Below are 23413 nucleotides of genomic sequence, written 5' to 3' on the forward strand. Positions count from 1 at the left end.
GAACCTCTGAGTCTTTGAAACTTTGAACCTTTCTACAAACCTTCCTATAAAAAATCTGCGTCAGAAACTCCTTCGTTGATCTTGATATCAGACATTTTAATATCTAATTCAAAGCCTACATTCTGAACCAGATTAAAAGGAACTTTTATACCTTTTACTTCTTTGTAGTCATTGAAGTTTGTGATTTGTGTTGCTGATTTTCCACCTTGCTCACGAACTTTAGATTCTGCTACTTTTAAGCCAGATTTAACGTCGTAGAAATAAGTAGTTTTACCGTCTTTTATCGCATATGCATCGCTGCCATTTATTGGTTCGATTTTTTCAACTTTCAAATCTGTTCTTTTTACCAGTTGTAATTCTTCAAAAGGAGCTGCGTTTGCTTTCATTTCTTTAAGATCATCGCCTTCAAGATTTTTGCGTTGTCCTTGTTGTTCTATATAAGCACCTTTATCGTTAACAACTTGTTTCATTAAATTCATAGTTCCCATTGCCAGAGAAACCATCATTTTTCCTTTTGAATCTAATTTAGAAGTAAAAGTTAAAGGAGTTGGAGCTTGTGGAATCGTTGTTGTTCCGTTCATCGCCAATGTTTTTACAGTAGAAACGGCTTTTTCTCCGCCAATTGCTTTTAGATAATTTTCGAAAACAGTTTTTGCTGTAACTCCCGCAGGAACTTCTTTTGAAGTTGCAGGTTTTTCAACTGGGTTTCCGTATCTGTCAAAATAGTAAATAGGAATTTGTGTTTTTTCTAAACCAGGAATAACATCAGTACCTTTTCCAACAATTACAATTCTCATATTATCTAATAAGAAATATTTGTTGGCTACACGATTAATATCGTCTGCGGTAACGTTGTTTATAGTTTGAATGTATTTTTCGTAGAAATCAGCAGGAAGTTTTTCTGTTTCGATGTTTAAGGCGTATCGGGCAACAGTTTGCGGTTTTTCAACCTGCATTACAAATCGTCCAATATATCCGGCTTTTACATTTTTCAATACATCTTCAGAAACTTTTTCAGTTCTGATTCTTTTAATTTCTTTTATAAATTGAACTACTGCGCTATCTGTAACGGTATTTCTAACGGCAGATGAAGCTTTGAATTTAGTCGTGTATTTTCCGGTTCCAATACTTGAACTTGCGCCATATGTCCACGCATGTTGCTCGCGTAAATTCATGTTTAAGTAACTGTTGAAATCTCCTCCAAGAATCTGATTTGCAATTACAGCAGGGAAAAAATCAGGATCACTCATTTTTAAATTTACCGTATTTACTAATGAAATTTCAGATTGAACTGCATTTGGAACATCAACAAAATCAATTTGAAGTTTAGAAACGTTCTCTGGATTTGGATATGTATTTTTTGGAGCAGCTTGTTTTTTCCATCCGCCAAAAAGTTTTTCTACTGCTGCTTTTGTTTCTTTAAATTTAATATCTCCAATGACTACTAGATAAGCATTTTCAGGAACAAAATAAGTTGCATAATTTGCCTGAACATCAGCAAGAGTAACGTTTTTTACGGTTTCTTCAGAAAGATATTCTCCAGATGGATTGTTTTTTCCAAAAGCTAAAACGTCAACTACACGATTTGCAATTGCAGGAACGCTTTTTTCATCGGCTTTAAGTCCTTCAATTAGTTTAGCTTTTTCTTTATCAAACTCAGCTTGTGTAAAATTAGGTTGTAAAGCGCCTTCGGCTAAAAGCTCTAAAACACGTCCTGAATATTTAGAAAGTGAACTTGCATAAGCGCCAGAAGAGGTGAAATTGATGTTTGCACCATAAAAATCAATCTCTTCATTAAAGGCTTCTTTAGCGGTTTTTTTAGTTCCGTTACCAATTAAACTGCTGGTTAATTCATCAACACCTTTTTTGTTTCCTTCTGTAAAAGGAGCGTTGTCTAAGGTAAGATTGAAACTAACTCTTGGTAATTTGTGATTTTCAACTACCAAAACCTTCATACCGTTTGCCAATACAAAAGTCTGTGGTTTTTTGATGTTGACTACTGGCGAAGCGCCTGGTTTTGGTTGTGGACGATCTTGTGCTTGCATAATTCCAGTCAGGAATAAAAGGATTAAAAATGTATGTAATTTTTTCATGATTCGATAGACTTAGTTTTGAGCTTTGGTTGAAGGAATGTAATCTAAGATTAAACGTTGGTTCGGGTTTAAGTACTTTTTAGCAACTTCTCTAATTTCTTCTCTTGTAATAGAGTGGTAAAGATCGATCTCAGTGTTAATCAAGTTTACATCTCCATAAAGAAGGTAATAAGAAGCCAGGTTTTCTGCAATTCCCTCTACGCTGGCATTCGCATTCACAAAATTATTATCGAATTTATTTTGTAATTTTTGGTAATCTTTCTCCGAAATTAAATCGGTTTGGATTTTTACGATTTCCTCATCCATTTCTTTCAGGATATCGGCTGTAGTATTTGGCGCCATTGGCAGACCATATAAAATGTACATTCCGTAATCTTCCTGACTAAAACCAACAGCTCCAATTTGAAGCGCCATTTTTTTGTCATCAACTATTTTTTTGTACAATTTTGAACTTTTTCCATCACTTAAATAAGAAGAGATTAAGTCTAAAACTCTTGCATCTCTTGTTTTCATTGAAGGTGTTCTATAAGAAGCAACAATCATCGGAATCTGAATATTCGGATCTTCGTAAGTCGCTTTTATAGTTTGGTTGATTGGTTCTTCTACAAAAGTTTGTTTTTTTACATCTTCACCTCTTGGGATTGTTGCAAAATATTTCTGAATCCATTCTTTTGTTTTGGTTTTGTCAAAATCTCCGGCAACAACTAAAACAGCATTATTTGGAGTATAGAATTTTTTATTAAAGGCTTGAAATTCTTCGAGGGTTGCAGCATCCAAATCTTTCATAGAGCCAATAGTTGTCCAGCGATAAGGGTGATTTTTGAACATGTTCTTTTTGACCTCAGGAAGGATGTTTCCGTAAGGCTGGTTGTCGTAACGCATTCTTTTTTCTTCTTTTACAACTTCATTTTGCGTGTCAACTCCTATTTTATTAATTACAGGATGCATTAATCTTTCAGATTCCATCCATAAACCCAGTTCTAGGCTGTTTGATGGAAAAACTTCATAATAATAAGTTCTGTCATCGGTTGTGTTGGCGTTATTCACACCTCCATTTGCAGTGACGATTTTCATCCATTCACCACGTTTTATGTTTTGTGTTCCTTCAAATAATAAATGTTCAAAGAAATGTGCAAAACCCGTTCGGTCAGGACGCTCGTCTTTTGAGCCTACATGATACATTACAGAGGTTATTACAACCGGAGCCGATGGATCATTATGCAAAATAACATGCATACCGTTATCTAAATTGTATTCTTCAAAAGCTACCTTTTGAGCATGAGCTACTCCGCCGAGCATAAGAGCTGCACTTAACATCATTATTGAATTTTTCATAAAGATTAATAATTTATATTTACCTAATAAATAGGTAGCAAAGAGTTGATTATCGTTACATCAAAAATAACTTTTTTTAATTATCATTTAGGGATTCGGCTCTATTTTGATGATACTTTAACAGTATTTTACATCTGATTGACTTTTTTTAATGGGTGAAATGCCTTGAAAAACAGACTTTAATGCTAAATAAATATTTTTGGAATAAGAGATTGCACAGTAAATTTTTAATTGTATATTTGCAACCTTAAAAATCAATAAATCAATTTGGTATGTATGCAATCGTAGAGATAGCAGGGCAACAATTCAAAGTAAGCAAAGACTTAAAGGTTTATGTTAACCGTTTGGCTAATGAAGAAGGTTCAAAAATTTCTTTTGACAAAGTTCTTTTATTAGATGATAATGGAAATGTAACTTTAGGCGCCCCAGCTATAGAAGGTGCTTCAGTAGAAGCTAAAGTGTTACAACACTTAAAAGGAGATAAAGTTATCGTTTTCAAAAAGAAAAGAAGAAAAGGATACAAAAAGAGAAATGGTCACAGACAATATCTTACTCAAATTGTAATTGAAGGTATTACTGCAGCAGGAGGAACTAAAAAAGCAGCAGCTAAAAAAGCGGTTGTGGCAGAAGAAGTAGCTACTGAAGAAGTAGAAGCTCCTAAAGCTAAAAAAGCAGCTCCAAAAGCAAAAAAAGAAGCTACTAAAGAATAATAACAATATTTAAACTCATACGTCATGGCTCACAAGAAAGGTGTCGGTAGTTCGAAGAATGGTAGAGAATCAGAATCAAAACGTTTAGGCGTTAAGATTTTTGGAGGTCAAGCTGCTATTGCTGGGAACATCATCGTTAGACAAAGAGGTTCAAAACATAATCCAGGTGAGAACGTTTACATCAGTAAAGATCACACACTACACGCAAGAGTAGCTGGAGTTGTTAAGTTCCAAAAGAAAAAAGATAACAAATCTTATGTATCTATCCTTCCATTCGAAGCATAATCATTAGACTACTTATTAAAAAACCCGTTCGCCTTGGCGAACGGGTTTTTTGTTTTTTGTAAATTGAAATTAATTATCGGCTTATATAATTTAAATAAACGGTAGAATTTCTTGATTTATTATAGAAGGATGTATTTTCTCTTTATTCATTTTTTTTTGTTCCATAGTTGTAGATTTATTATTTGTATTTTTGATTAGATTAATCTACTTAAACCTTGAAAAAAATAGTTTTCCTTTTATTTCTTTTTTGTGCAAGCCTATTCGCAAAAGAAATTTATCCTACTGAACAAGTTGCATCATTAAGCGATTCTCAAAAAAAGATTTTATATGAATTTGCTGTTTTACGAAATAGTAGTTCTGATGCTAATGTATATTGGAAGCAACATAAAAATCAGTTTTCTGCAATTAGCGACACGCTAAGAGATCAACTGGCGAATGAAATATATCTTAACTCTCATGTGGTCTATACTCCTGTAAAAGATTCTGCAGTTCAATTATGGATGCAGACGCAATCGCTCACCAATTGGATGTTGTATCTTGCTGCATTTATTGCAATATGTGCTATAATTGGTTTATTGCGCAATTATTGGAGTTTGCTTATTGATGTCCTAATCAAACAATTTGCACCAATATTCAGACTTTTGTTCTCGGCAATTTTATTAACCTACGAATTATTCTTTCTCGGAGTTATTTTTGTTGTTTGTGCAGGTTATATAGAAGAAATGACATTGCGTACTGTAGTAATTCATATAGGTTTGTTTTTGTTATGGAGTCAGTCAACGGCTATTTTCACTCAGAAATATTTAGTTAAGAAGTATATTTTTGAAATAAGAAATACTTTCTGGGGAAGCAATAAGTGGGAAGTGGTTAAAACAATCTGCCTTCCTGCGATTATTGTTACAATAGCTCTTCTGTATGTATTGTATAAAATTCCTGGTGATGCATTGTATAATTATGAGATTGTTGTTTCTGCTATGGCGGTTATTTGTGCTTTGCCGGTTTGGCGTAGTTTAGAGCGTTATATTTCTCCAATTTTAATCCCTTACAAAGATTCTTTTATCGAAAGAAGTATTTATTCACTGGCGGCTTGTGTTGTTCTGGGCTTAATTATTAATGGTTTATTTATAGGGATAAATAATTCGCTTTTTTCGTATGTAATAGTTGCTTTGACAAGTTTACTTATTATTTCGTTCTTACTATTGTCGCTTAAAGAAAATTTCAAACACAACTATAAGAATTACTATTATTTGCAATTTATTACCGTTCTCTTTCTTGTTGCAGTATTGTTTTATAGTTTTTATATCCATTCTGGTGAGATGATTTGGGCTTCTTTAGTGGGAATAAGCATTTATATTATTATCAAATATTGGGAGATTCCAACCTTTTTTATTAGCTGGAAAAGAAGTAAAACATCTACTTGGGGATTTTTAGGAATGGCGGTTTTATTATGGTTATTGGCGAAAGGTATTTTATATGTTTCGGGGATAATGTATGTTTAATATAAGGTTTGTTTTGTTTATTTGAGATAAGGAGAAATGGTATTCAATATTAGATAACAATATGTTCTCAACGGTGTGTTAACAAGTGTGATTTCTCCCTTCGGTCGAAATGACAAGATTGCGATTGGAATCTTAAATAAAGAAAAAACCTTTGTCAAAGTTTTAACTCTGACAAAGGTTTAAGAAGTTTTGTTGTAAAAAAAAATCACGATCCAAAATTGGAATTTGGAATTTCTAAGCTTGGAATTTAAATTTTTTACTCTTCAGTATCTTTTGTTTCTTCTAAATCATTAGATTTTCTTCCCACTTTTATTTTTGGATTGTCTTGCGTCCCAGTAACTGTTAATGGGATTCCGAAGATTCCAAGAGGAGGTAAGCCTAAACGCATTTTTAAGTTCAATTTTCCGTCTAAGCTTGTTGTGCCTTCGATTCTTGGCCTGAAGCCTGCAAACTTAAATTTAAAGCGCTCTACGGTCATTATATTGTTTTTGATAGTTGTTTTAATATCAACTTTAGAAAGATCCGGATTTTGCATTGATTCAGAACTTGTTGCTTTACTTACGGCATTAAACATTTTTAAACCTCTTACTTTTACATCTTTTATAGAAAGTGTTCCTCCGCCAACAAGTGATGGATAAACGGGATCCATATTAGCATTTAAGCGACCTTTTAATTGATAATCTACAGAAACGATTCCTTGGGCTTTTTCGGCAGCACTAGCCATTTTTCTAAATACATCAATCTCGTTATAAGCTTTTTTGATATCAAAATCAGAAGCTTTAATAGCGTAATCAAAATTTGCTTTTTTAGGAGTTACAGCCTGATAATTCGCATTCATAGAAACTGCACAGCCAATTAAATTGAAGCCTGTGTTTTGCATGCTTAATTTGCCTTTGTTCATGCTTAGGTTTCCAACTGCATTTAGAAGGTTTAGTTTGTCAAAATATACTTTTTGTGCATTTGCTGTAAATTTTAAATTCAAATTGGTTGGAATGATAATTACTCCTTTTTGTACCGGTTGAGTTTGTGGTTGAGTCTCTGTTTTGTTTTCTGTAACAGATGTATTTGGCGGAGTGCTCGACATAAACTCATCAGCATTAATATATCGCGACGTAACTTTAAAAGAACCTTTTAAAACACCCGTATTTGTGGTTACATAATTAAAAACGTTTTGTAGATAACCATTCATTCTGAAATCTGATTGACCGTATGCAGCCAAAAAGTTATTGAACGACATTTTATCCTGATTGATTTTGAATATACCTTCTTTAATGATGAATTTCTTAGGAAGATATTCAGATGCTATACCAATGTTTCGAAGTTCAAGTGTTCCTTTGTTGTAAAGTTTACGATAATTTCCTTTTTCGGCATCACTTTGTTTTCCTTTCATGACTAAATCGGCTTTTACAAAACCGTCTAGATCAAGTCCTTTTTGAGAGAAAACTTTATAGATTTTATTGACATCCAATTCTCCTTTTGCTTTGATGTTGTACGTCAAATCATTGAAATTACTCAAATCTGCTTCTACAAAAACAGGTTTTCCTTCAAAAGTAAATTGAGTTGGTTTTATACTTACTTTTAAATCATCAAAAGTTCCTTTTTGATTCTCAATTTTAGATTTTATCGTAATATTTGTGATCGGATTTGGATAATATGGAGTTTTTAAATAGCCATTTTCCAGATTAATAACTCCATTTGTAACTGGAAGAAGTTTGTTTTTTGGATCAAATTTTCCGTTTGCTTTTACATCTCCGGCTAAATTTCCTTTTAGAACAATATTCGGAATTCCAAGTGCCTGCATTAATTTCCCAAGATCAATATTAGCTTTAAAATCGGCATTGATGTCAGGAGTGTTTGCGCCTTTAACATAGAACTTCGACTTTAAATAATCTTTGTTGATGTTTAAAGATAGATTTTTAGCATCGACAATAAGAAGATCCGGATTTAGTGACGGAACTTTGGTTTTAACTTCTAAATTAAGATTCGAAACTGGAAATGCACTTTTATTATAGTTGACAAATCCACTGTCTATTTTTACATCCAGATTAAGATCCGGAGCTATATTTTGTGCCGCAATGTAATCTCCTTTTAAAGTAAAAAGCAAATTAGTATTTCCTTTTATTTCAGTTTTAGAAAGCCAGGTAATGTATTTTGGAGGAAGAGCCGTAAAAACGTCGTGTAAGTTGCTATTGTCTGATTTTATAACAAAATCCATATTGTAGCCGTCCTTCAAGAAGTTGAATTTTCCTTTAAAATCAACCAAAAGCTGATTGATTTTTAGGTTATTTTGCTGGAAAAAGAAAGATAACGAGTTTACGTTTACCTTGGTAATCAAATCGGCATCGACTTTCTTGTTCATTAAATAAGGCTCGCCTTCGTAGACAATATTTAATTTTTCGATTTTAGCTTTTGAGTACAAGTCAAAAACAGCTTTATTCAAATCTCCTTTTCCTAAATAATCAAATCCAAAAGCGTCAAAATGAACTTTGGTCGATTTGTCATCGTAAATTATTTTACTGTTTAGAATCTCAATTTTTTCCAGTTTTAAGGCAGTTTCAGAACTGTCTTTCGAAGTTTCGGCTTGTGATGATGATTTGTAAATATTGTAATTTGCTTCTCCTTTTTCATTTACTTTTACATTAATAAACGAATCTGATAAATAAATCTGGTCAATTTTTACCTCTTTGCTAAAAACTAAACTTGCTACATTTATTCCAAAAGAAATCTCTTTGGCTGTGATGAATTTATCGTTTTTATACGGAGCTGATCCATTAAGGTTTAAGTCGCTTAAAGTTAAAGTCAGAGAAGGAAAATGCTGAAAAAACGAAACAGAAACATCAGAATAATTCAATTCTGCACTTAGTTTCTCGTTGGCAATTTTTTTAATTTGCTCCTTAATTGTATCTGCAAAAATAATAGGAGTAAGGAATAATAATCCTATAATAACAACAAAAGTAATTCCCAGGTATTTAGCCGTTTTTAGTAAAATAGACTTTATTTTATTTGTAGACATAACAAGTTGTGGTATTTATAGGTAAAAAATGGAAATTGAATTTAATAGGAGTATTATCCGTGTACGGTTTCGCTTTTTCCGTAATTAGTAATAATAGAACCTTCGTATTCAATCCATTCCTTCCAGCGTTTATCGATATCTATATTGTCAGTGTATTTTCTTGCAAATCCTAAAAATGTAGTATAATGTCCTGCTTCAGAAATCATTAAATCACGATAGAATTTTGCTAATTCTTCGTCTTTTATATTTTCTGAAAGTACTTTAAAACGCTCACAACTTCTGGCTTCAATCATGGCCGAAAACAATAAACGATCGCAAAGTGCATCTTTTCGGCTTCCGTCTTTTTTCATGAATTTAAAAAGTTCATTTACATAATGATCTTTTCTTTCGCGCCCCAATGTCAAACCTCTTTTTTTGATAATGTCATGCACCATTTGCAAATGCTCTAGCTCTTCTCTGGCAATAACAAGCATTTCAGTTACTAATTCTTCCAATTCAGAATTGTAAGTAACTAAACTTATTGCATTTGAAGCTGCTTTTTGCTCACACCAAGCGTGATCTGTTAAAATCTCTTCGATATTCGACTCCACAATATTTACCCAACGAGGGTCTGTCGCTAATTTTAATCCTAACATAATTTATCAGAAATTTGTATTCTGCAAAATTAGTCATTTTTCTGACCAAAAATCAGGAAATATCGTGCAAATGAGCGTAAAAAAGCATTATTTTGTATATTGAAAACAATGAAAATGAATCAAACGAAAAAACTGTTAATTATTGGTTTTGTCTGGCCCGAACCAAATTCGTCTGCGGCTGGCGGTAGAATGATGCAATTAATTTCCATATTTAAGCAAAACGGATTTAAAATTACATTTGCAAGTCCGGCTATGGATAGTGATTTTATGGTTGATTTGTCTGAATTTGGAATAGAAAAGAAATCAATTGAATTGAATAATTCCAGTTTTGATACTTTTATTTTAGGGTTAAATCCGGATGTTGTTTTATTCGATCGTTTCATGATTGAAGAGCAATTTGGCTGGCGCGTTGCCGAAAATTGTCCAAAAGCGATTCGTTTGTTGGATACTGAGGATTTGCATTGTTTAAGAACGGCGAGACAAAAAGCTTTTAAAGAAAACAGAACTTTCGAATTAATTGATTTGCTATCTGAAGAAGTTGCAAAACGAGAAATCGCCAGTATTTTAAGATGTGATTTGTCTTTTATTATTTCGGAATTTGAAATGAAAATTTTAAAAGAGGTTTTTAAAATCGATTCAGATCTATTGTATTATTTGCCATTTTTGGTTTATGAAATGTCTGAATTAGATCTTCTGAAATTGCCATTGTTTGAAGAGCGTAAAAATTTTGTTTTCATCGGGAATTTTCTTCATGAACCCAATTGGAATACTGTTCAATATTTAAAAGAAACAATTTGGCCTATAATCAGGCAGCAATTTCCCGAAGCAGTTTTGGAAGTTTATGGTGCTTATCCTTCGCAGAAAGTATTACAATTGCATCAGTCTAAAAATGGTTTTTTCATTAAAGGAAGAGCGGCGGATGCAAATGAAGTTGTTAAAAATGCCAGAGTAGTTTTGGCGCCAATTCGTTTTGGAGCAGGTTTAAAAGGGAAATTATTAGAGGCGATGCAATGCGGAACTCCAAGTATGACTTCTACAATTGGTTCTGAAGCAATGCATGCAGATTTGCCTTGGAACGGTTTTATTACCGATGATATTGAGACGTTTGCCAAGAAAGCAGTTGAGTTGTATCAGGACGAAAGTTTGTGGAAACAATCACAAAAAAACGGAGTTGCAATTGTTAATGAATGTTATCAGCTAAGTAAATATTCTACAGCTTTAGTAGCAAAGATAAATTCGTTAGTGAATGATTCAGAAAGTCATCGTTTGCAAAATTTTATGGGAAGTTTGCTTCAGCATCATACTTTAAAAAGCACTAAATATATGGCAAAATGGATCGAAGCTAAAAATAAAAATTAAGCTTCCATTTTTCCAAAACCTACCGTTTCGCGATACAATTGTGGCGAAACATCGGCATTTGTTTTAAAAAATCGGCTAAAATAATGTTCATCATCATAACCTAATTCATAAGCGATTTCTTTGACCGTTTTATTGGTCATGTATAATTCTCTTTTCGCTTCAATTATGATTCTTTCGGCGATTAAATCGGTTAAGGTTTTGTTGAAGTAATTTTTGGATATTTTGGCTAAGGCTTTCGCTGAAATATTCAATAGATCTGCATAGTTTCCGGCAGAATGTTTGGTTTTGAAATTGTCTTCGATTGCGTCTTTTAGGTTTTGAAGTATAAAAGGTTCTTTACTATTTGGAACCGATTTCATTTCTTCTAATTGTTGATTTTTTAATCGCGAAGCTGTAATCAAAAATATCTTTAAATACGAAACCAACGATTCATATTGAGCAAGATTTGTATTTTGAATTTCTATTTTCATCTGGTCTAAAACCATTTTGAAAGTAGCTGATGCTTCATCGGTAATTTTGACAAATGGCGGCTGATATACATTATTAAATAAAACGCCGCTGCAGGAAACCTCTTTTTGATACATGTGTATGCAATAGAAATCCGGATGAAAGTGAATCGCAATTCCTTCAATTGGCTCGTTTACGCAAAGCATAAAAGGCTGATAAGGTGAAAAGGCGAGGAGTGAGTTTTCTTCAAAATGATGCTCGGAAAAATCAGCTTTTACCTTTCCTCTTCCTTTGGTAACCCAAATTAAAGAGAAAAAATTATTGCGCTGCAAATGATCAAAGTGGCTATTATCACCAAAAGGAAGTAGTTTGAAAGTCAGATTACCAGTTTGCGGATTTATTAAAGTAAAAACATTCTGATTGCTCATAATAACTGTTTTTTGATAATATAAAGATAGTTATGAATAAATTCACAACTATCTTTATACCTTGTTTTTTGTTTGAATTACTTTTGAAGTTCTAAACTTGGAACTGCCGGGAAATCAATTTCTGTGTTAGCAGTATTGTTGAAATAATTTGTCAAAACATTCAAGGCTACATGCGCTACAGTTTCTGCTAATTCTGCATCTGAAACTCCTGCATTTTTAACTGCATTTACATCTTCATTGCTTACCAATCCGTTTTTGCTTACTAATGTTTTAGCAAATTGAAGAATAGCTTCTGTTTTTGTGTCACCAGAGTTTCCTGTTCTTGCATCTTGTAAAACTTGTGGATCAGTTTTTAGTAATTTTTCTCCAATAAAAGTGTGAGCGGCTACACAATAATCACATGAGTTTTTTTCTGAAATTGTCAAGGCTAATAATTCGCCAGTTCTTGCGCTTAATTTTCCGTGGCTCAAAGCACCGCTTAAATTTAAATATCCTTCTAATACCGCAGGAGAATTTCCCATTGTTCTCATCATGTTCGGAACAACTCCTAGTTTGGCTTGCACAGCGTTGAATAAATCTTTTGTTTTTCCGGTTACTTCTTCTGGGTTTAATGCTGTTAATCGTGTCATCTTATTTAATTTTTTAAAGTTGATTTTGTTTGTTGTCTTTTGATATTACAAAGGTGCGACGATCACGAGTTTTAGAACATGGAGAATTTACGCTATGTAATGGATAATTTTCCCGTACTGTAAATCAAATCGAATAGTTTTATCCCGTAGGGCAATGTCATTAAGTTAAGGGGAAATCTATAAAATTACTTAATAGTTCAATCAAGAAAGTAATTAGAAAAATCCGTTTTTATCAGCGTTTTCGCTTTAGCGAATCAGTAAAATCAGCGTCTAATTTTGACGCTGATAAAACAGATTTACTTCGTAAAAACGCTGATAAAAACGGATTTGATTTGCAATAATTTTATTTTCTAAAAGCTTAACTTAATGACATTGCCCTACGGGATAAAAAAATCCCCGAATTATCGATATGGATAATCGGGGATATAAACTGTAAACTATTTACTGTGACTGAAAACTATTTCAATAAATCTCCAACAGCTTGAACGGTTGTCGCGTGATAACCTGATTTTGCTTTATCAAAAATTTGTTTCGCCCAGGTTTTTCCTTCTGGAGTTTTAACAAGTTCTTTATAAAGAGTCATTAAAGATCCGGTTCTGCTGGTTGCGATCATGAATTGTTCTATTGCAGGATAAGCCGTTTTGTATTCGTGACGAATTGCCTGAACAAACCATTGACGTTTGATTACGAAGTTTCCGTTTTTAGTAAAACTGAATTCGGCATCAATTGCAGCCATTTCTTCAGCAGTTATATCAGCAGGTAAATAATCAATAAAATGTTGTTTTTCTGTAGTCGATTTTATTTTTTGACTCAATCCTTTTACGCCTGTTTTTCTCCATTCTTTTTGAATGTTATCAATAGCGGTAAAATCATCAGAATGAACTGAAGTGATATTTGATGGGACTCCCGGTTTGTAAATCCAATCTTCCAGTTTGATTTTATCAGCAAGAGTTTTATCTCCTTTAATAAGATTATCGTTGATATATTTTACAAAATCCTCTGTTGTAATAGATTGAAAGGCGTGTGCATCAAAATAATTTTTAATGAATGGATCGAATTTTTCGCGTCCAACAGCTTGTTCAATTACTTTAAGGAAGTTATATCCTTTTACATACGGAATTTGACTAATTCCATCATCAGGATTTCTTCCTGTAAGGCTAACTTTTAATCTTGTATCTGGACTTGTTGCTCCATATTCAGCAATATTATCGTCTAGGTCTTTGCGGGTTAGAACATCTTGCATTTCGGCTTCTTCTTTCCCGAAAATTTCTTCACCAATTCTGTGTTCTACATAAGTTGTGAAACCTTCGTTAAGCCAGATATCATCCCAAGTTGCGTTTGTAACTAAGTTTCCGCTCCAGCTATGACCTAATTCATGCGCTAATAAACTCGTTAAAGAACGATCTCCGGCAATAACGCCAGGAGTAAGGAAAGTTAAATTTGGGTTTTCCATTCCGCCATAAGGGAAACTTGGAGGTAAGACCAATACATCATAACGTCCCCAACGGTATGGTCCGTAAAGTTTTTCGGCAGCAACAACCATTTTTCCTAATTCAGCAAATTCCCAAGCTGCTTTTTTAATTAAAGAAGGTTCTGCATAAACTCCGGTTCTGTTATCTATGGCTTTAAATTCGATATCTCCAACGGCAATTGCCATTAAATAAGAAGGAATTGCTTTGTCTTGCTTAAAAGTATAAACGCCAGTATCATTTTTTTGTTGCGGATTTACCGATGCGCTCATTACAGCCAATAAATCTTTAGGAACTGTAACTTTTGCATTATAAGTAAAACGAATTCCTGGTGAATCCTGACAAGGAATCCAGGTACGTGACCAAATACTTTCTCCTTGAGAAAAAACAAAAGGTTTCTTTTTGTCTGCGGTTTGCTCCGGAGTTAGCCATTGTAATGCAACAGCATCTTTAGTGGTGCTATAGTAGATGTTTACTTTTGTAGTATTTGGTTCAATAGTAATTTTAAGAGGTTTTCCGTGAAATTCAGCGGCTGCACCAAGTTCAAATTTAGTTTCTTTTTCGTCGTCACCTAAAGTTACTTTAGTAATGTTTAAGGTATTTTCGTCGAAGATAATTTCATTTCCTTTACTGATATTGTCAATCAACCAGGAAGCTTTTCCTGAAATGGTTTGGGTGTCAAAATCGACTTTAATGTCAAGATCTAAATGTTTAACAACGGCCAATTCTGGTTTAGAATAGGAGTGCTCGTCTTTGACAGTCGTAGTTTTTTCTGTCTGGTCTTTCTTCTGACACGCCAGCGCTATCAGGAATAAAGTTACAAGGATTATTTTTTTCATTTTTAAGAGATGTTGAATTTAAGGATGAAAATTAAACAAAAAATCCCGTTTTGAATAAACAAAACGGGATTTTATTATGAATTACCTTCTCCCGTCCCGAAGTTTCGGGATCGGGACGCTCAGGCTGACAATGAAAATTATGCCAACATTGTAACTGGGCTTTCGATGTATTGTTTTAATGTTTGTAGGAATTGAGCGCCAGTTGCACCGTCAATTGTTCTGTGGTCACAAGCTAATGATAACATCATTGTGTTTCCAACTACAATCTGACCGTTTTTAACTACTGGTTTCTCAACAATTGCACCTACAGAAAGGATGGCAGAGTTTGGTTGGTTGATAATTGAATTGAATTCAGTAATACCAAACATTCCAAGGTTAGATACTGTAAAAGTACTTCCTTCCATTTCTTGTGGTCCAAGTTTTTTGTTTTTAGCTCTTCCTGCAAGATCTCTTACTGAAGCTCCAATTTGAGATAAACTCATAGCATCAGTAAATTTCAATACAGGTACTACTAATCCGTCTTCAACAGCTACGGCAACACCAATATTAACGTGGTGGTTGATGATGATAGCATCCTCTTTCCATTGAGAGTTAATTTTTGGATGTTTTTTCAATGCTAAAGCACAAGCTTTAATTACCATATCGTTAAAAGATACTTTTGTATCCGGAACAGTATTGATTGTCGCTCTTGAAGCCATTGCATCATCCATGCTTACTTCGATCACTAAGTTATAGTGAGGTGCAGTAAATAATGATTCAGCAAGACGTTTTGCGATAATTTTACGCATTTGAGAGTTTTTGATCTCTTCGGTGAAAACTTCTCCGGCAGGAACAAATACTTTTGGTGCAGCAGGAGCAGTGTCAGCTTTTGGTGCGGTAGAAGTTGCAGTTGCAGCAGGTGCTGCTTGTGCAGATGGAGTAAAGTTTTCGATATCGCTTTTTACGATACGTCCGTTTTCTCCAGAACCTTTAACCTGAGTTAATTGGATTCCTTTATCAGAAGCGATTTTCTTAGCTAATGGTGAAGCTAAAATTCTTCCTCCGTTTGAAGTTTCAGCTACGGCTTCAGTTGCTTTTTCAATAGCAGGAGCAGCTTTTTCTTCAGTTGCAGGAGCACTTGCAGTTGCAGTACCTCCGGCAGTATAATTTGTAGAAATTCCAGAAACGTCAGTTCCAGCAGGTCCTATGATAGCTAGTAAACTATCAACAGGTGCAGTATTTCCTTCTTGAATTCCAATGTATAATAATGTTCCGGCATTGAAAGACTCAAACTCCATAGTCGCTTTGTCAGTTTCAATTTCTGCTAAAATATCTCCTTCAGCAACAGTATCACCTACTTTTTTCAACCAGGTTGCTACAGTTCCTTCAGTCATTGTATCACTCAAACGTGGCATAGTTACTACTATAACACCTTTTGGTAATTCAGTTGCAGCTTTTGCAGGAGCAGCTGTTTCTGTTTTTGCTTCCGCAGCCGGAGCAGCTTCCGCTTTAGGAGCTTCTGCGGCAGGAGCAGCACCACCAGCTAAAAGAGCAGAAATATCTTCTCCTTCGTTACCAATGATTGCTAATAATGAATCAACAGGAGCAGTTTCTCCAGCTTGAATTCCGATATGTAAAAGAGTTCCTTCGTTGAAAGACTCAAATTCCATTGTTGCTTTATCTGTTTCAATTTCAGCAAGGATATCTCCTTCGCTAATTTTGTCGCCTACTTTTTTTAACCAAGTCGCTACCGTTCCTTCCGTCATAGTATCGCTCAAGCGAGGCATTGTTACTTTTATCGCCATGATATATTATAGTTTATGAGGTGTGAATGGATAGTCTTCTTGTGCGTATACTACATCGTATAATTGTTGTAATTCAGGATATGGAGATTCTTCAGCGAATTTCACACATTCTTCAACCAAGTCTTTAACTCTTTGGTCAATTGCTTCAATTTCTTCTTCTGTAGCGTATTTTTGATCCATAATTACATCTAAAACCTGAGTAATAGGGTCAATTTTTTTGTATTCTTCAACCTCTTCTTTAGAACGGTATAATTGTGCATCAGACATTGAGTGTCCTCTGTAACGGTACGTTTTCATTTCAAGGAAAGTTGGTCCGTCACCACGACGAGCTCTGTCAATAGCTTCTGTCATTGCTTCAGCAACTTTTACAGGATTCATTCCGTCAACTGGGCCGCAAGGCATTTCGTATCCTAAACCAAGTTTCCAGATATCAGTGTGGTTTGCAGTTCTTTCTACAGAAGTTCCCATTGCATAACCGTTGTTTTCAACGATAAATACAACTGGAAGTTTCCATAACATTGCCATGTTGAAAGCTTCGTGTAATGAACCTTGTCTTGCAGCTCCATCACCAAAATAAGTCATAGTAACTCCGCCAGTTTCAAAATATTTATCAGCAAAAGCTAAACCAGCTCCTACCGGAATTTGTCCACCTACGATTCCGTGACCTCCGTAAAAACGGTGTTCTTTAGAGAAAATGTGCATAGAACCTCCCATACCTTTAGAAGTTCCAGTTGCTTTTCCTAAAAGTTCAGCCATTACACGTCTAGGATCAACTCCCATACCAATTGGCTGTACGTGGTTTCTGTAAGCAGTAATCATTTTGTCTTTGGTCAGGTCCATAGCGTGCAAAGCGCCCGCTAGTACAGCTTCCTGACCATTATATAAGTGTAGAAAACCTCTAACTTTTTGTTGAATGTATAATGCTGCAAGTTTGTCTTCAAACTTTCTCCAAAGTAGCATGTCTTCGTACCACTTTAAATATACTTCTTTTGTAACTTCTTTCATCTGAATTCTTTCTTTTGCTAAAGTTTGTTTGTGTTATCAATTGTTGCCTATAACGCAAAATAGTTTCCTCCCACAAATTTGCGCCCGAAAGGTCGGGATGCAAAAATAAGACATTCCTATTAAGAAGTAAAATTTAAAAGCTACTTTTTGGCTTTTTTTTACAAGAACTTTTTATCAAACATAAAAGGAAGTAAATTTTTTAGGGATGCTGATTGGTAAACTTCTCCAATTTCTCCCATAAAAAAGATTTCAATAGGGGTATCTTGTTTTATTTCGTATTCTGCAATTGATTGACGACAAGAGCCACACGGCGGAATTGGCGCTTTAGTTTGATTTGTATCTGAAGCTGCCGTGATAGCCATTTTTAAAATTTTTGCTTCCGGATAAATACTTCCGGCGTGAAAAATAGCAACACGTTCTGCACATAATCCTGATGGATAAGCTGCGTTTTCCTGATTTGATCCCAGAACTATTTTTCCGTTATCGAGTAATAAAGCGGCGCCAACTCTAAATTGTGAGTAGGGTGCGTAAGCTTTTTTACGGATTTCGATAGCTTCGGTCATTAGGTCTTGTGTGTCTTTTGATAGTTCATTTATGCTGTCAAAAACTTTAAATGATGATGTAACGCTTATTTCTTTCATTTCTTTTTATGGGAAAAAAAATCCAAATTTCTAAATAGATAGAAATTTGGATTGTTATTATTTTTTTAATTTTTAGGATCTAGTAAACTTCATATTTGTCGCCAAAGTTAAACGTTAAAGAAAAACGAAGTGTATTTTCTAACGGATTTTTAACTTTTGATGCTGAAAATAAATAAGAGACGTCAACTTTTACAACATTGTATTTGAAACCTGCTCCTAGAGAGAAGAATCTTTTTGCTCCTTTTTCAGGGCTTTCATGATAATATCCTAAACGCATTGCAAAAGCATCCTGATAGGTATATTCTCCGGCAACACTATAGGTGATTTCTTTTAATTCTTCGCTAAAACCACCCGGAGCATCTCCAAATGATTTGAAAATTCCCGAAACCCAACCAATGTCGTTGTAGTTTTTGTAGTTTATTGAATTTGCCTGTTGTTGAGAAATGTCTCCCGGATCTGTAAAGTCTCCATCTCCATTTGCGTCATATGGAGTTCCTGGTCCCGGAGGAGTTGGTACAAGAAGTTTGGTGAATTCCACACTAAGTGCAAATTTGTTATAATCATCAAAAATAAAATCAAAACCTCCTCCAACTCTTAAGTTAGCCGGTAAAAAGTTTGTGCTTAGATCGTCATTATCGTAGCTTATTTTCTGACCTAAATTTTGCATGTTGAAACCCGCTCTCCATCTTCCGTTAAAGTCAGAGTAAGCAATTTCTTCAGATTGATAAAATCCGGCGATATCTACTGCAAAAGTACTTGCAGATGATGCGTCAACTTCTTCAGATGCGATTTTTAGATTTGAATTAATGAAACGTGCTGCAACTGCCATAGAGAATGTTTCACTCAGTTTTAAGGAGTAAGATCCGTCTAAGGCAAACTCATTTGGTGATACAGTTCTTGTTGGCTCGCTTGGATCTCCGGTTGTTCTTAGTTCGATATCTCCAAAACCAAAATAACGAAAAGTTCCTGCAAAGGCACTTCGCTCATTGATTTTGTTGTAGTACGTTACCTGACCAAGAGAAATATCATTGGCAAGATCTGTTAAATAAGGAGTGTAGCTAAGTGAAAATCCCTGCTTGTCGACTGCAAAAGCATACTTTGCAGGATTCCATTGTTGAGAGAAAACGTCAGAAGAAGTGGCTACTCCCTGATCTGCTAAACCTGCTGCTCTGGCATCTGCTGCAACTAATAAAAATGGGACTCCTGTAGTGATGGGTCTAACAAGTTCCTGGGCTTTAGCGTATGAAATAATTAAAAAACAAGTTAATAAAAGTGATATTTTTTTCATTTGGGATTAATGTAGTTTTATTGCAAATATATATATTATTATAGAATGACAAGCTTTTCGTATTTTTCTGCTTTTTTATTTGTTAAATTAGATTTAACTGTAAGTTTATAGATATAAACTCCTTTTCCTATTCGATCTCCAAAATCATCTCTTCCGTCCCATGTTATTTCTCTTGACAAGAAGCCTTCTGTTGTGACTATTTGGTTTTTTGTCCACACTACTTTTCCTGTAATAGTCATCACCTGAACCTGTACTTCCAGAGGCTCGTAGGGTCTGTTATGGGAAAACCAAAACTGGGTATAAGTCGAAAAAGGATTTGGGTAATTAAGAACGTGTGTTAAGGTTAAAGAATCGTCTCCAACTACTGTGAATTGTATTTCACTTGTCACCGGATTATTATAAACATCCCATGCGGTAAAGCTTATGGTGTGTAATCCCGGAGCTAAATTTCTTAACGGAAAACGTAAATTTCCATTAGTATAATCGTCTAATTTTGTTTGATAGTAATCATTCAAAATATACGGATTGCTTACATCTCCATCTAAAATTGCGACAATATCATGTCCAATTCCGCTTGCTGTATTTATTCCGTTCTCATCTTCAAGAAACGCCAATAAAAAAGGCGATTCGTTTGTGATTCCACCTGGTACAAAAGTTTCATCGTTCATATATAACTTAACTTTTGGACTAATATTGTCCTGAGGTGCATTTTCATTTATTCCTCCTATTTTAATAATGCTGTTGTAGCCTGATTGATTTTCTAATGTTCCATTTTTCTTCGAATAAAAGCTAATGCGTCCATTGTCTACCGGAATTCGAATGTCTCGTGGTACAACAAAGCTAAATTCGAACTGACCATTTGTTACAGATGCATTTCCTCTGAATATAGTTTCTCCAAGGGTTTTAAATGACATTGCAGGGCTATATCCATCATTATTTAAGGTGGAATTTGTGAGTAGTTTATCGAAAATCGCAGTTGCTAATTCGCCGTTATAATTACTTAAAAGCACATTGTTTTCATCTGTAATTTCTCCTGTGATTTTGATTTTTGCCAAAGATTTAAAGTCGGGAATTGTCTGAGAAATCACAACATCATTTACTTTTGTTAAATTTATTTTCGGTTTTGCGATTGCCAGCATTAAAGCCGGATCTCCAATATAAAAAATAACGTTGCTTGCTGAACTTGGGCTTTCGTTTTTGGAGTTTCTAAGTACTTCTGAAATGGCAGCGTATTGATTTGAGCCGTAAGAAAATAAGTTTTTATTCAGAATATCGTTAAAGTTTTCTGCAGTAGGTTGTCCGATTTCGCGAATTGTTGTTAGTAAAGAAATTGCTCCGCCTTTAGGATTCCAATAGACATATTCTCCTGCAGTTGGTCTTGTAGGGTCGTCGAATCTTGAAAATTCACAGGTAATGGTAATGAATAATGGGTATTTGTATTGATTGCTTAAATTTTGTCCGTCTGATTTTTCCCAAATTCTTTCGCTTGCCAAACCGTCTTCTCCACCATGTCCTAAATAATTAAAAACTAAGGCGCCTTTTTCAAAGGCATTAAAAAAATCTGATCTTGCTTTCGGATATCTCGAACCTCCGGCGGATGCTTCTTGTGTATAGGAATCTAAAAGAATTTTACTAACATTAAAAAACGGCTTTTCAGTTGCAATGCGATCTGCTAATGTGTTTTGACGCGCTTGTAATGAGGAGTCTGAATTCTGGTCAGAATCATCGCTTAGCAAAACAAGGTTATTTCTCCAATTTCCGTAGGACTTTCCATCATGATATTCTATAACTTTATTGATCATTTCTGACGCCTGTGCATTGTCAGAAACCAACATTCTTCCAACTGCAATGTCAATTCCTCCAAAAGAAGAATTATCATTTCCTTCGTCGGGATCCATGCGTGCATAAAAATCATCTGAGGCAAAAGATTCTTCCCCAACAGTGTTACTGCATAAAGCATGATATATAGGTACAATATTATTGTTGTTTAGAGTTCTGCTTTTATAATCGAAGGAAGCATCTCCGAATAAATTTAAAAATTTTACCTTTTTTTCGGTTGATGAGGCATTTTCATAAATGTATCTAATGCAATTTCTAATGGCTGCAATATCTTGTTTCCCTGATGAAAATTCCTGATAGATGTTTTCTAATGCAATTACTTTTACGTTTAAATTAGAATAAGTCCGGTGAAAACTGGCTAGTTTTTCTGCTTGAGAAACTAAAAATTTTGGAGTGATAATTACATAATCGATATCCTGAAAATTATTCTGGGTATTTTTAAATAAGGTTCCTTTTAGGTTTTGATTGGCGATTTTTGACTGACTTTCTTTTAAAGGAGTAAAATAATCGGCAGCGTCAATGGCAATGTATTTTCTAATTTCTCCCAAATTTGCTTTGAAGCTAAAAGAGGTCTGATTTGGGTTTTCAATTTTTAATACATTATATAGGTCTGTAATGTCCCAAATTTGAGAAATGCCCTGAGCGTTTCCAATAGTGTAATTTACAACTCCCGGAGTAGAACCGGCTAAATCATACTGAAATTTAAATTGTTTTCCAGTGCCTATTAGTTTTCTTTTGGTTATTAAATTAATATAGTCCAGATATCCTTTAGATCCGGGAACGCCATTATTGTTATAAACAAGTTTGATTTTTATATTATCGGTTCCGGTAAATGTATTTTTAAACGGAGAAAGTAAAGTGTCGTATTTTGTAGCAGAACTGGCAGTTAAAGCTTTAAAGTTTAGTGTGCCAATATTTTGTCCATTGGCAGAAACGGCAAATGAAGTAGGAGTGTAGGCGGCTGCGGCTGCATTGAGCTGTATTTTTACAGGAACGGAGGTTTCAAGATTTTGGAAGTTGAATTCGAATTCCTGTTCCTGATTAATATCGAATGATTCTCCAAGCCAGCGGCGTCCCAGATGTACAATATTTGTTTGGTCGATTTCGTGGTATTGATAGTCATCAAACGTGTTCAGTTCAAGAGTGCTGCCTGCTGTTGGTTGGTTTAGTGGTGAAATTCTTTTTCCGTCACCTCCGGTAGCTGTTATATAATAGTACGATTTTGTGTCGTATAGATTCAGATTGGTTTGGCTTTCTGAGCTCCAGTTGTTAACTCCTTCAGCATAAAAAAGAATATAATCTTCATTGTTGAATGTTCCGTCGCTTTCTCCTGGTATCTGGATGGCATTTTCGATCAAGTCGTCCGGATAATAAACGTTATTGGCTAGTGGAAGCATTCTTCCTCCATTTCCATAAATTTTAATTCTTCTTGGGTCTACTTTACTTGGGTCAAATCCTAAACTTTGTAAAAAAGACTTTGAGATTCTGTAAACGCCTGATTTTTCTACGTAGAAACGATACCAATCTCCACTTGTTAAAACCGAATTGTAGATTGAAGCGGATTTTCGAAAAGAGGATGTATTGGTTCTTTTTGATGCTATATTACCGGAAGAGTAAGTGAATGATTTGATTCGTTTATAACTGTTTCCTTCCTTTATAATAGGAGAAAGAGAAAGGAAAGCTTGTGTTTTGTCTCTTGAAATAGTTGTTTTTAAGGTTTCATTTGGCTTTTCAGGGATGTTTTCTTTTGATAAATCTCCTAAGTCTGCGATTGAGATTGATTCGTAGATAACATTTGAGATTTGTACTGAATTGGCGGCTGAAGCACCTGTTTCGTTCAGGTTAAGTAATAATGTTATGTTTTTTTTTGTAGTGTTATAACGAAAACTGTTTCCTGAAAAGTACGGAATTGTTGTTTTTGATTCACCGAAACTTATCTCTTTTTTATTTTTCCAATCTAGTGTTAAGCTGCCATTTATCTGGGAAAATGAGATAAATGGAATTAAAAAAAGGTATAAGATTAAGGCTTGTTTCATCAGTTGGAAAGACGGGATTAATTTAAAAATATTTTAGTAAGTAAAAATATAGTATTTCATGTTATAGTAAATAATAAAA

Annotated in this window: 16 protein-coding genes; 4 read left to right on the forward strand and 12 right to left on the reverse strand. The window is 34.4% G+C overall.

Features of this window, described 5'->3' with window-relative positions; all coding sequences use genetic code 11:
• Positions 1 to 44: 44 nt before the first annotated feature.
• Positions 45 to 2093 (reverse strand): pitrilysin family protein, encoded by a 2049-nt coding sequence (locus tag CHB81_RS16955; protein WP_176427540.1) that lies wholly within the window; start codon positions 2091 to 2093, stop codon positions 45 to 47.
• A 12-nt stretch (positions 2094 to 2105) separates the two neighbouring features.
• Positions 2106 to 3428, reverse strand: coding sequence for a pitrilysin family protein (locus CHB81_RS16960; RefSeq protein WP_089353039.1), 1323 nt, complete (start codon positions 3426 to 3428; stop codon positions 2106 to 2108).
• Between the two features lie 272 nt (positions 3429 to 3700).
• On the opposite strand from CHB81_RS16960, the gene rplU reads away from it, so the two are divergent.
• The 3 genes from rplU to CHB81_RS16975 all read left to right on the forward strand — a co-directional run bounded on the left by rplU (position 3701) and on the right by CHB81_RS16975 (position 5922).
• Positions 3701 to 4138, forward strand: a complete 438-nt coding sequence (rplU, locus tag CHB81_RS16965) for a 50S ribosomal protein L21 (protein WP_089353040.1) — start codon at positions 3701 to 3703, stop codon at positions 4136 to 4138.
• A gap of 24 nt (positions 4139 to 4162) precedes the next feature.
• Complete coding sequence (gene rpmA / locus CHB81_RS16970) at positions 4163 to 4423, forward strand: 50S ribosomal protein L27 (RefSeq protein ID WP_017497241.1); 261 nt, start codon at positions 4163 to 4165, stop codon at positions 4421 to 4423.
• Between the two features lie 215 nt (positions 4424 to 4638).
• Positions 4639 to 5922 carry a hypothetical protein gene (locus CHB81_RS16975; RefSeq protein WP_254921149.1) on the forward strand — a complete coding sequence of 428 codons (1284 nt, stop codon included), beginning with the start codon at positions 4639 to 4641 and terminating at the stop codon, positions 5920 to 5922.
• Between the two features lie 256 nt (positions 5923 to 6178).
• Here the strand turns inward: CHB81_RS16975 and CHB81_RS16980 are convergent, their stop codons facing one another.
• Both CHB81_RS16980 and CHB81_RS16985 read right to left on the reverse strand, forming a co-directional pair.
• The gene (locus tag CHB81_RS16980) at positions 6179 to 8935 is read right to left on the reverse strand and encodes an AsmA-like C-terminal region-containing protein (RefSeq protein WP_089353041.1); all 2757 of its coding nucleotides are present in this window, start codon (positions 8933 to 8935) and stop codon (positions 6179 to 6181) included.
• Between the two features lie 53 nt (positions 8936 to 8988).
• Positions 8989 to 9570: a tRNA-(ms[2]io[6]A)-hydroxylase gene (locus CHB81_RS16985; protein ID WP_035685975.1), complete on the reverse strand. Its 582-nt coding sequence runs from the start codon at positions 9568 to 9570 to the stop codon at positions 8989 to 8991.
• Between the two features lie 114 nt (positions 9571 to 9684).
• Between CHB81_RS16985 and CHB81_RS16990 the strand changes: the two genes are divergently transcribed.
• On the forward strand, positions 9685 to 10929 hold the full coding sequence (locus CHB81_RS16990) for a glycosyltransferase (RefSeq protein ID WP_089353130.1): 1245 nt from the start codon (positions 9685 to 9687) through the stop codon (positions 10927 to 10929).
• On the opposite strand, the gene CHB81_RS16995 is transcribed toward CHB81_RS16990, so the two are convergent.
• From CHB81_RS16995 to porU, 8 genes are all read right to left on the reverse strand, one after another.
• Complete coding sequence (locus tag CHB81_RS16995) at positions 10926 to 11804, reverse strand: helix-turn-helix domain-containing protein (protein ID WP_089353042.1); 879 nt, start codon at positions 11802 to 11804, stop codon at positions 10926 to 10928. The genes CHB81_RS16990 and CHB81_RS16995 overlap by 4 nt on opposite strands.
• Positions 11805 to 11881: 77 nt before the next feature.
• Positions 11882 to 12433, reverse strand: a complete 552-nt coding sequence (locus CHB81_RS17000) for a carboxymuconolactone decarboxylase family protein (RefSeq protein WP_089353043.1) — start codon at positions 12431 to 12433, stop codon at positions 11882 to 11884.
• 457 nt (positions 12434 to 12890) lie between these two features.
• A complete protein-coding gene (locus CHB81_RS17005) occupies positions 12891 to 14741 on the reverse strand; it encodes a hydrolase/aminopeptidase (protein WP_089353044.1) in 1851 nt (616 codons plus the stop codon).
• Between the two features lie 137 nt (positions 14742 to 14878).
• Positions 14879 to 16525 carry a pyruvate dehydrogenase complex dihydrolipoamide acetyltransferase gene (locus tag CHB81_RS17010; RefSeq protein WP_089353045.1) on the reverse strand — a complete coding sequence of 549 codons (1647 nt, stop codon included), beginning with the start codon at positions 16523 to 16525 and terminating at the stop codon, positions 14879 to 14881.
• Between the two features lie 6 nt (positions 16526 to 16531).
• Positions 16532 to 17530 (reverse strand): pyruvate dehydrogenase (acetyl-transferring) E1 component subunit alpha, encoded by a 999-nt coding sequence (gene pdhA, locus CHB81_RS17015; RefSeq protein ID WP_026983801.1) that lies wholly within the window; start codon positions 17528 to 17530, stop codon positions 16532 to 16534.
• Positions 17531 to 17688: 158 nt separating this feature from the next.
• Positions 17689 to 18171: a cytidine deaminase gene (gene cdd / locus CHB81_RS17020; RefSeq protein WP_089353046.1), complete on the reverse strand. Its 483-nt coding sequence runs from the start codon at positions 18169 to 18171 to the stop codon at positions 17689 to 17691.
• Positions 18172 to 18250: 79 nt separating this feature from the next.
• Positions 18251 to 19459 carry a type IX secretion system outer membrane channel protein PorV gene (gene porV / locus CHB81_RS17025; RefSeq protein WP_089353047.1) on the reverse strand — a complete coding sequence of 403 codons (1209 nt, stop codon included), beginning with the start codon at positions 19457 to 19459 and terminating at the stop codon, positions 18251 to 18253.
• 38 nt (positions 19460 to 19497) lie between these two features.
• The gene (gene porU / locus CHB81_RS17030) at positions 19498 to 23334 is read right to left on the reverse strand and encodes a type IX secretion system sortase PorU (RefSeq protein ID WP_089353048.1); all 3837 of its coding nucleotides are present in this window, start codon (positions 23332 to 23334) and stop codon (positions 19498 to 19500) included.
• Between the last annotated feature and the right edge of the window lie 79 nt (positions 23335 to 23413).

This window comes from Flavobacterium sp. ov086 (genome assembly GCF_900187965.1).
Lineage (GTDB): Bacteria > Bacteroidota > Bacteroidia > Flavobacteriales > Flavobacteriaceae > Flavobacterium.

Excerpts from the sequence above, each read along its gene's own strand:
- CHB81_RS16990 (WP_089353130.1), top strand. The coding sequence starts at position 9,685 with ATGAATCAAACGAAAAAACTGTTAATTATTGGTTTTGTCTGGCCCGAA.
- porV (WP_089353047.1), bottom strand. The coding sequence starts at position 19,459 with ATGAAAAAAATATCACTTTTATTAACTTGTTTTTTAATTATTTCATAC.
- CHB81_RS17005 (WP_089353044.1), bottom strand. The coding sequence starts at position 14,741 with ATGAAAAAAATAATCCTTGTAACTTTATTCCTGATAGCGCTGGCGTGT.
- CHB81_RS16960 (WP_089353039.1), bottom strand. The coding sequence starts at position 3,428 with ATGAAAAATTCAATAATGATGTTAAGTGCAGCTCTTATGCTCGGCGGA.
- CHB81_RS16980 (WP_089353041.1), bottom strand. The coding sequence starts at position 8,935 with ATGTCTACAAATAAAATAAAGTCTATTTTACTAAAAACGGCTAAATAC.
- rplU (WP_089353040.1), top strand. The coding sequence starts at position 3,701 with ATGTATGCAATCGTAGAGATAGCAGGGCAACAATTCAAAGTAAGCAAA.
- CHB81_RS17000 (WP_089353043.1), bottom strand. The coding sequence starts at position 12,433 with ATGACACGATTAACAGCATTAAACCCAGAAGAAGTAACCGGAAAAACA.
- CHB81_RS17010 (WP_089353045.1), bottom strand. The coding sequence starts at position 16,525 with ATGGCGATAAAAGTAACAATGCCTCGCTTGAGCGATACTATGACGGAA.
- rpmA (WP_017497241.1), top strand. The coding sequence starts at position 4,163 with ATGGCTCACAAGAAAGGTGTCGGTAGTTCGAAGAATGGTAGAGAATCA.
- porU (WP_089353048.1), bottom strand. The coding sequence starts at position 23,334 with ATGAAACAAGCCTTAATCTTATACCTTTTTTTAATTCCATTTATCTCA.
- CHB81_RS16985 (WP_035685975.1), bottom strand. The coding sequence starts at position 9,570 with ATGTTAGGATTAAAATTAGCGACAGACCCTCGTTGGGTAAATATTGTG.
- cdd (WP_089353046.1), bottom strand. The coding sequence starts at position 18,171 with ATGAAAGAAATAAGCGTTACATCATCATTTAAAGTTTTTGACAGCATA.
- CHB81_RS16995 (WP_089353042.1), bottom strand. The coding sequence starts at position 11,804 with ATGAGCAATCAGAATGTTTTTACTTTAATAAATCCGCAAACTGGTAAT.
- CHB81_RS16955 (WP_176427540.1), bottom strand. The coding sequence starts at position 2,093 with ATGAAAAAATTACATACATTTTTAATCCTTTTATTCCTGACTGGAATT.
- pdhA (WP_026983801.1), bottom strand. The coding sequence starts at position 17,530 with ATGAAAGAAGTTACAAAAGAAGTATATTTAAAGTGGTACGAAGACATG.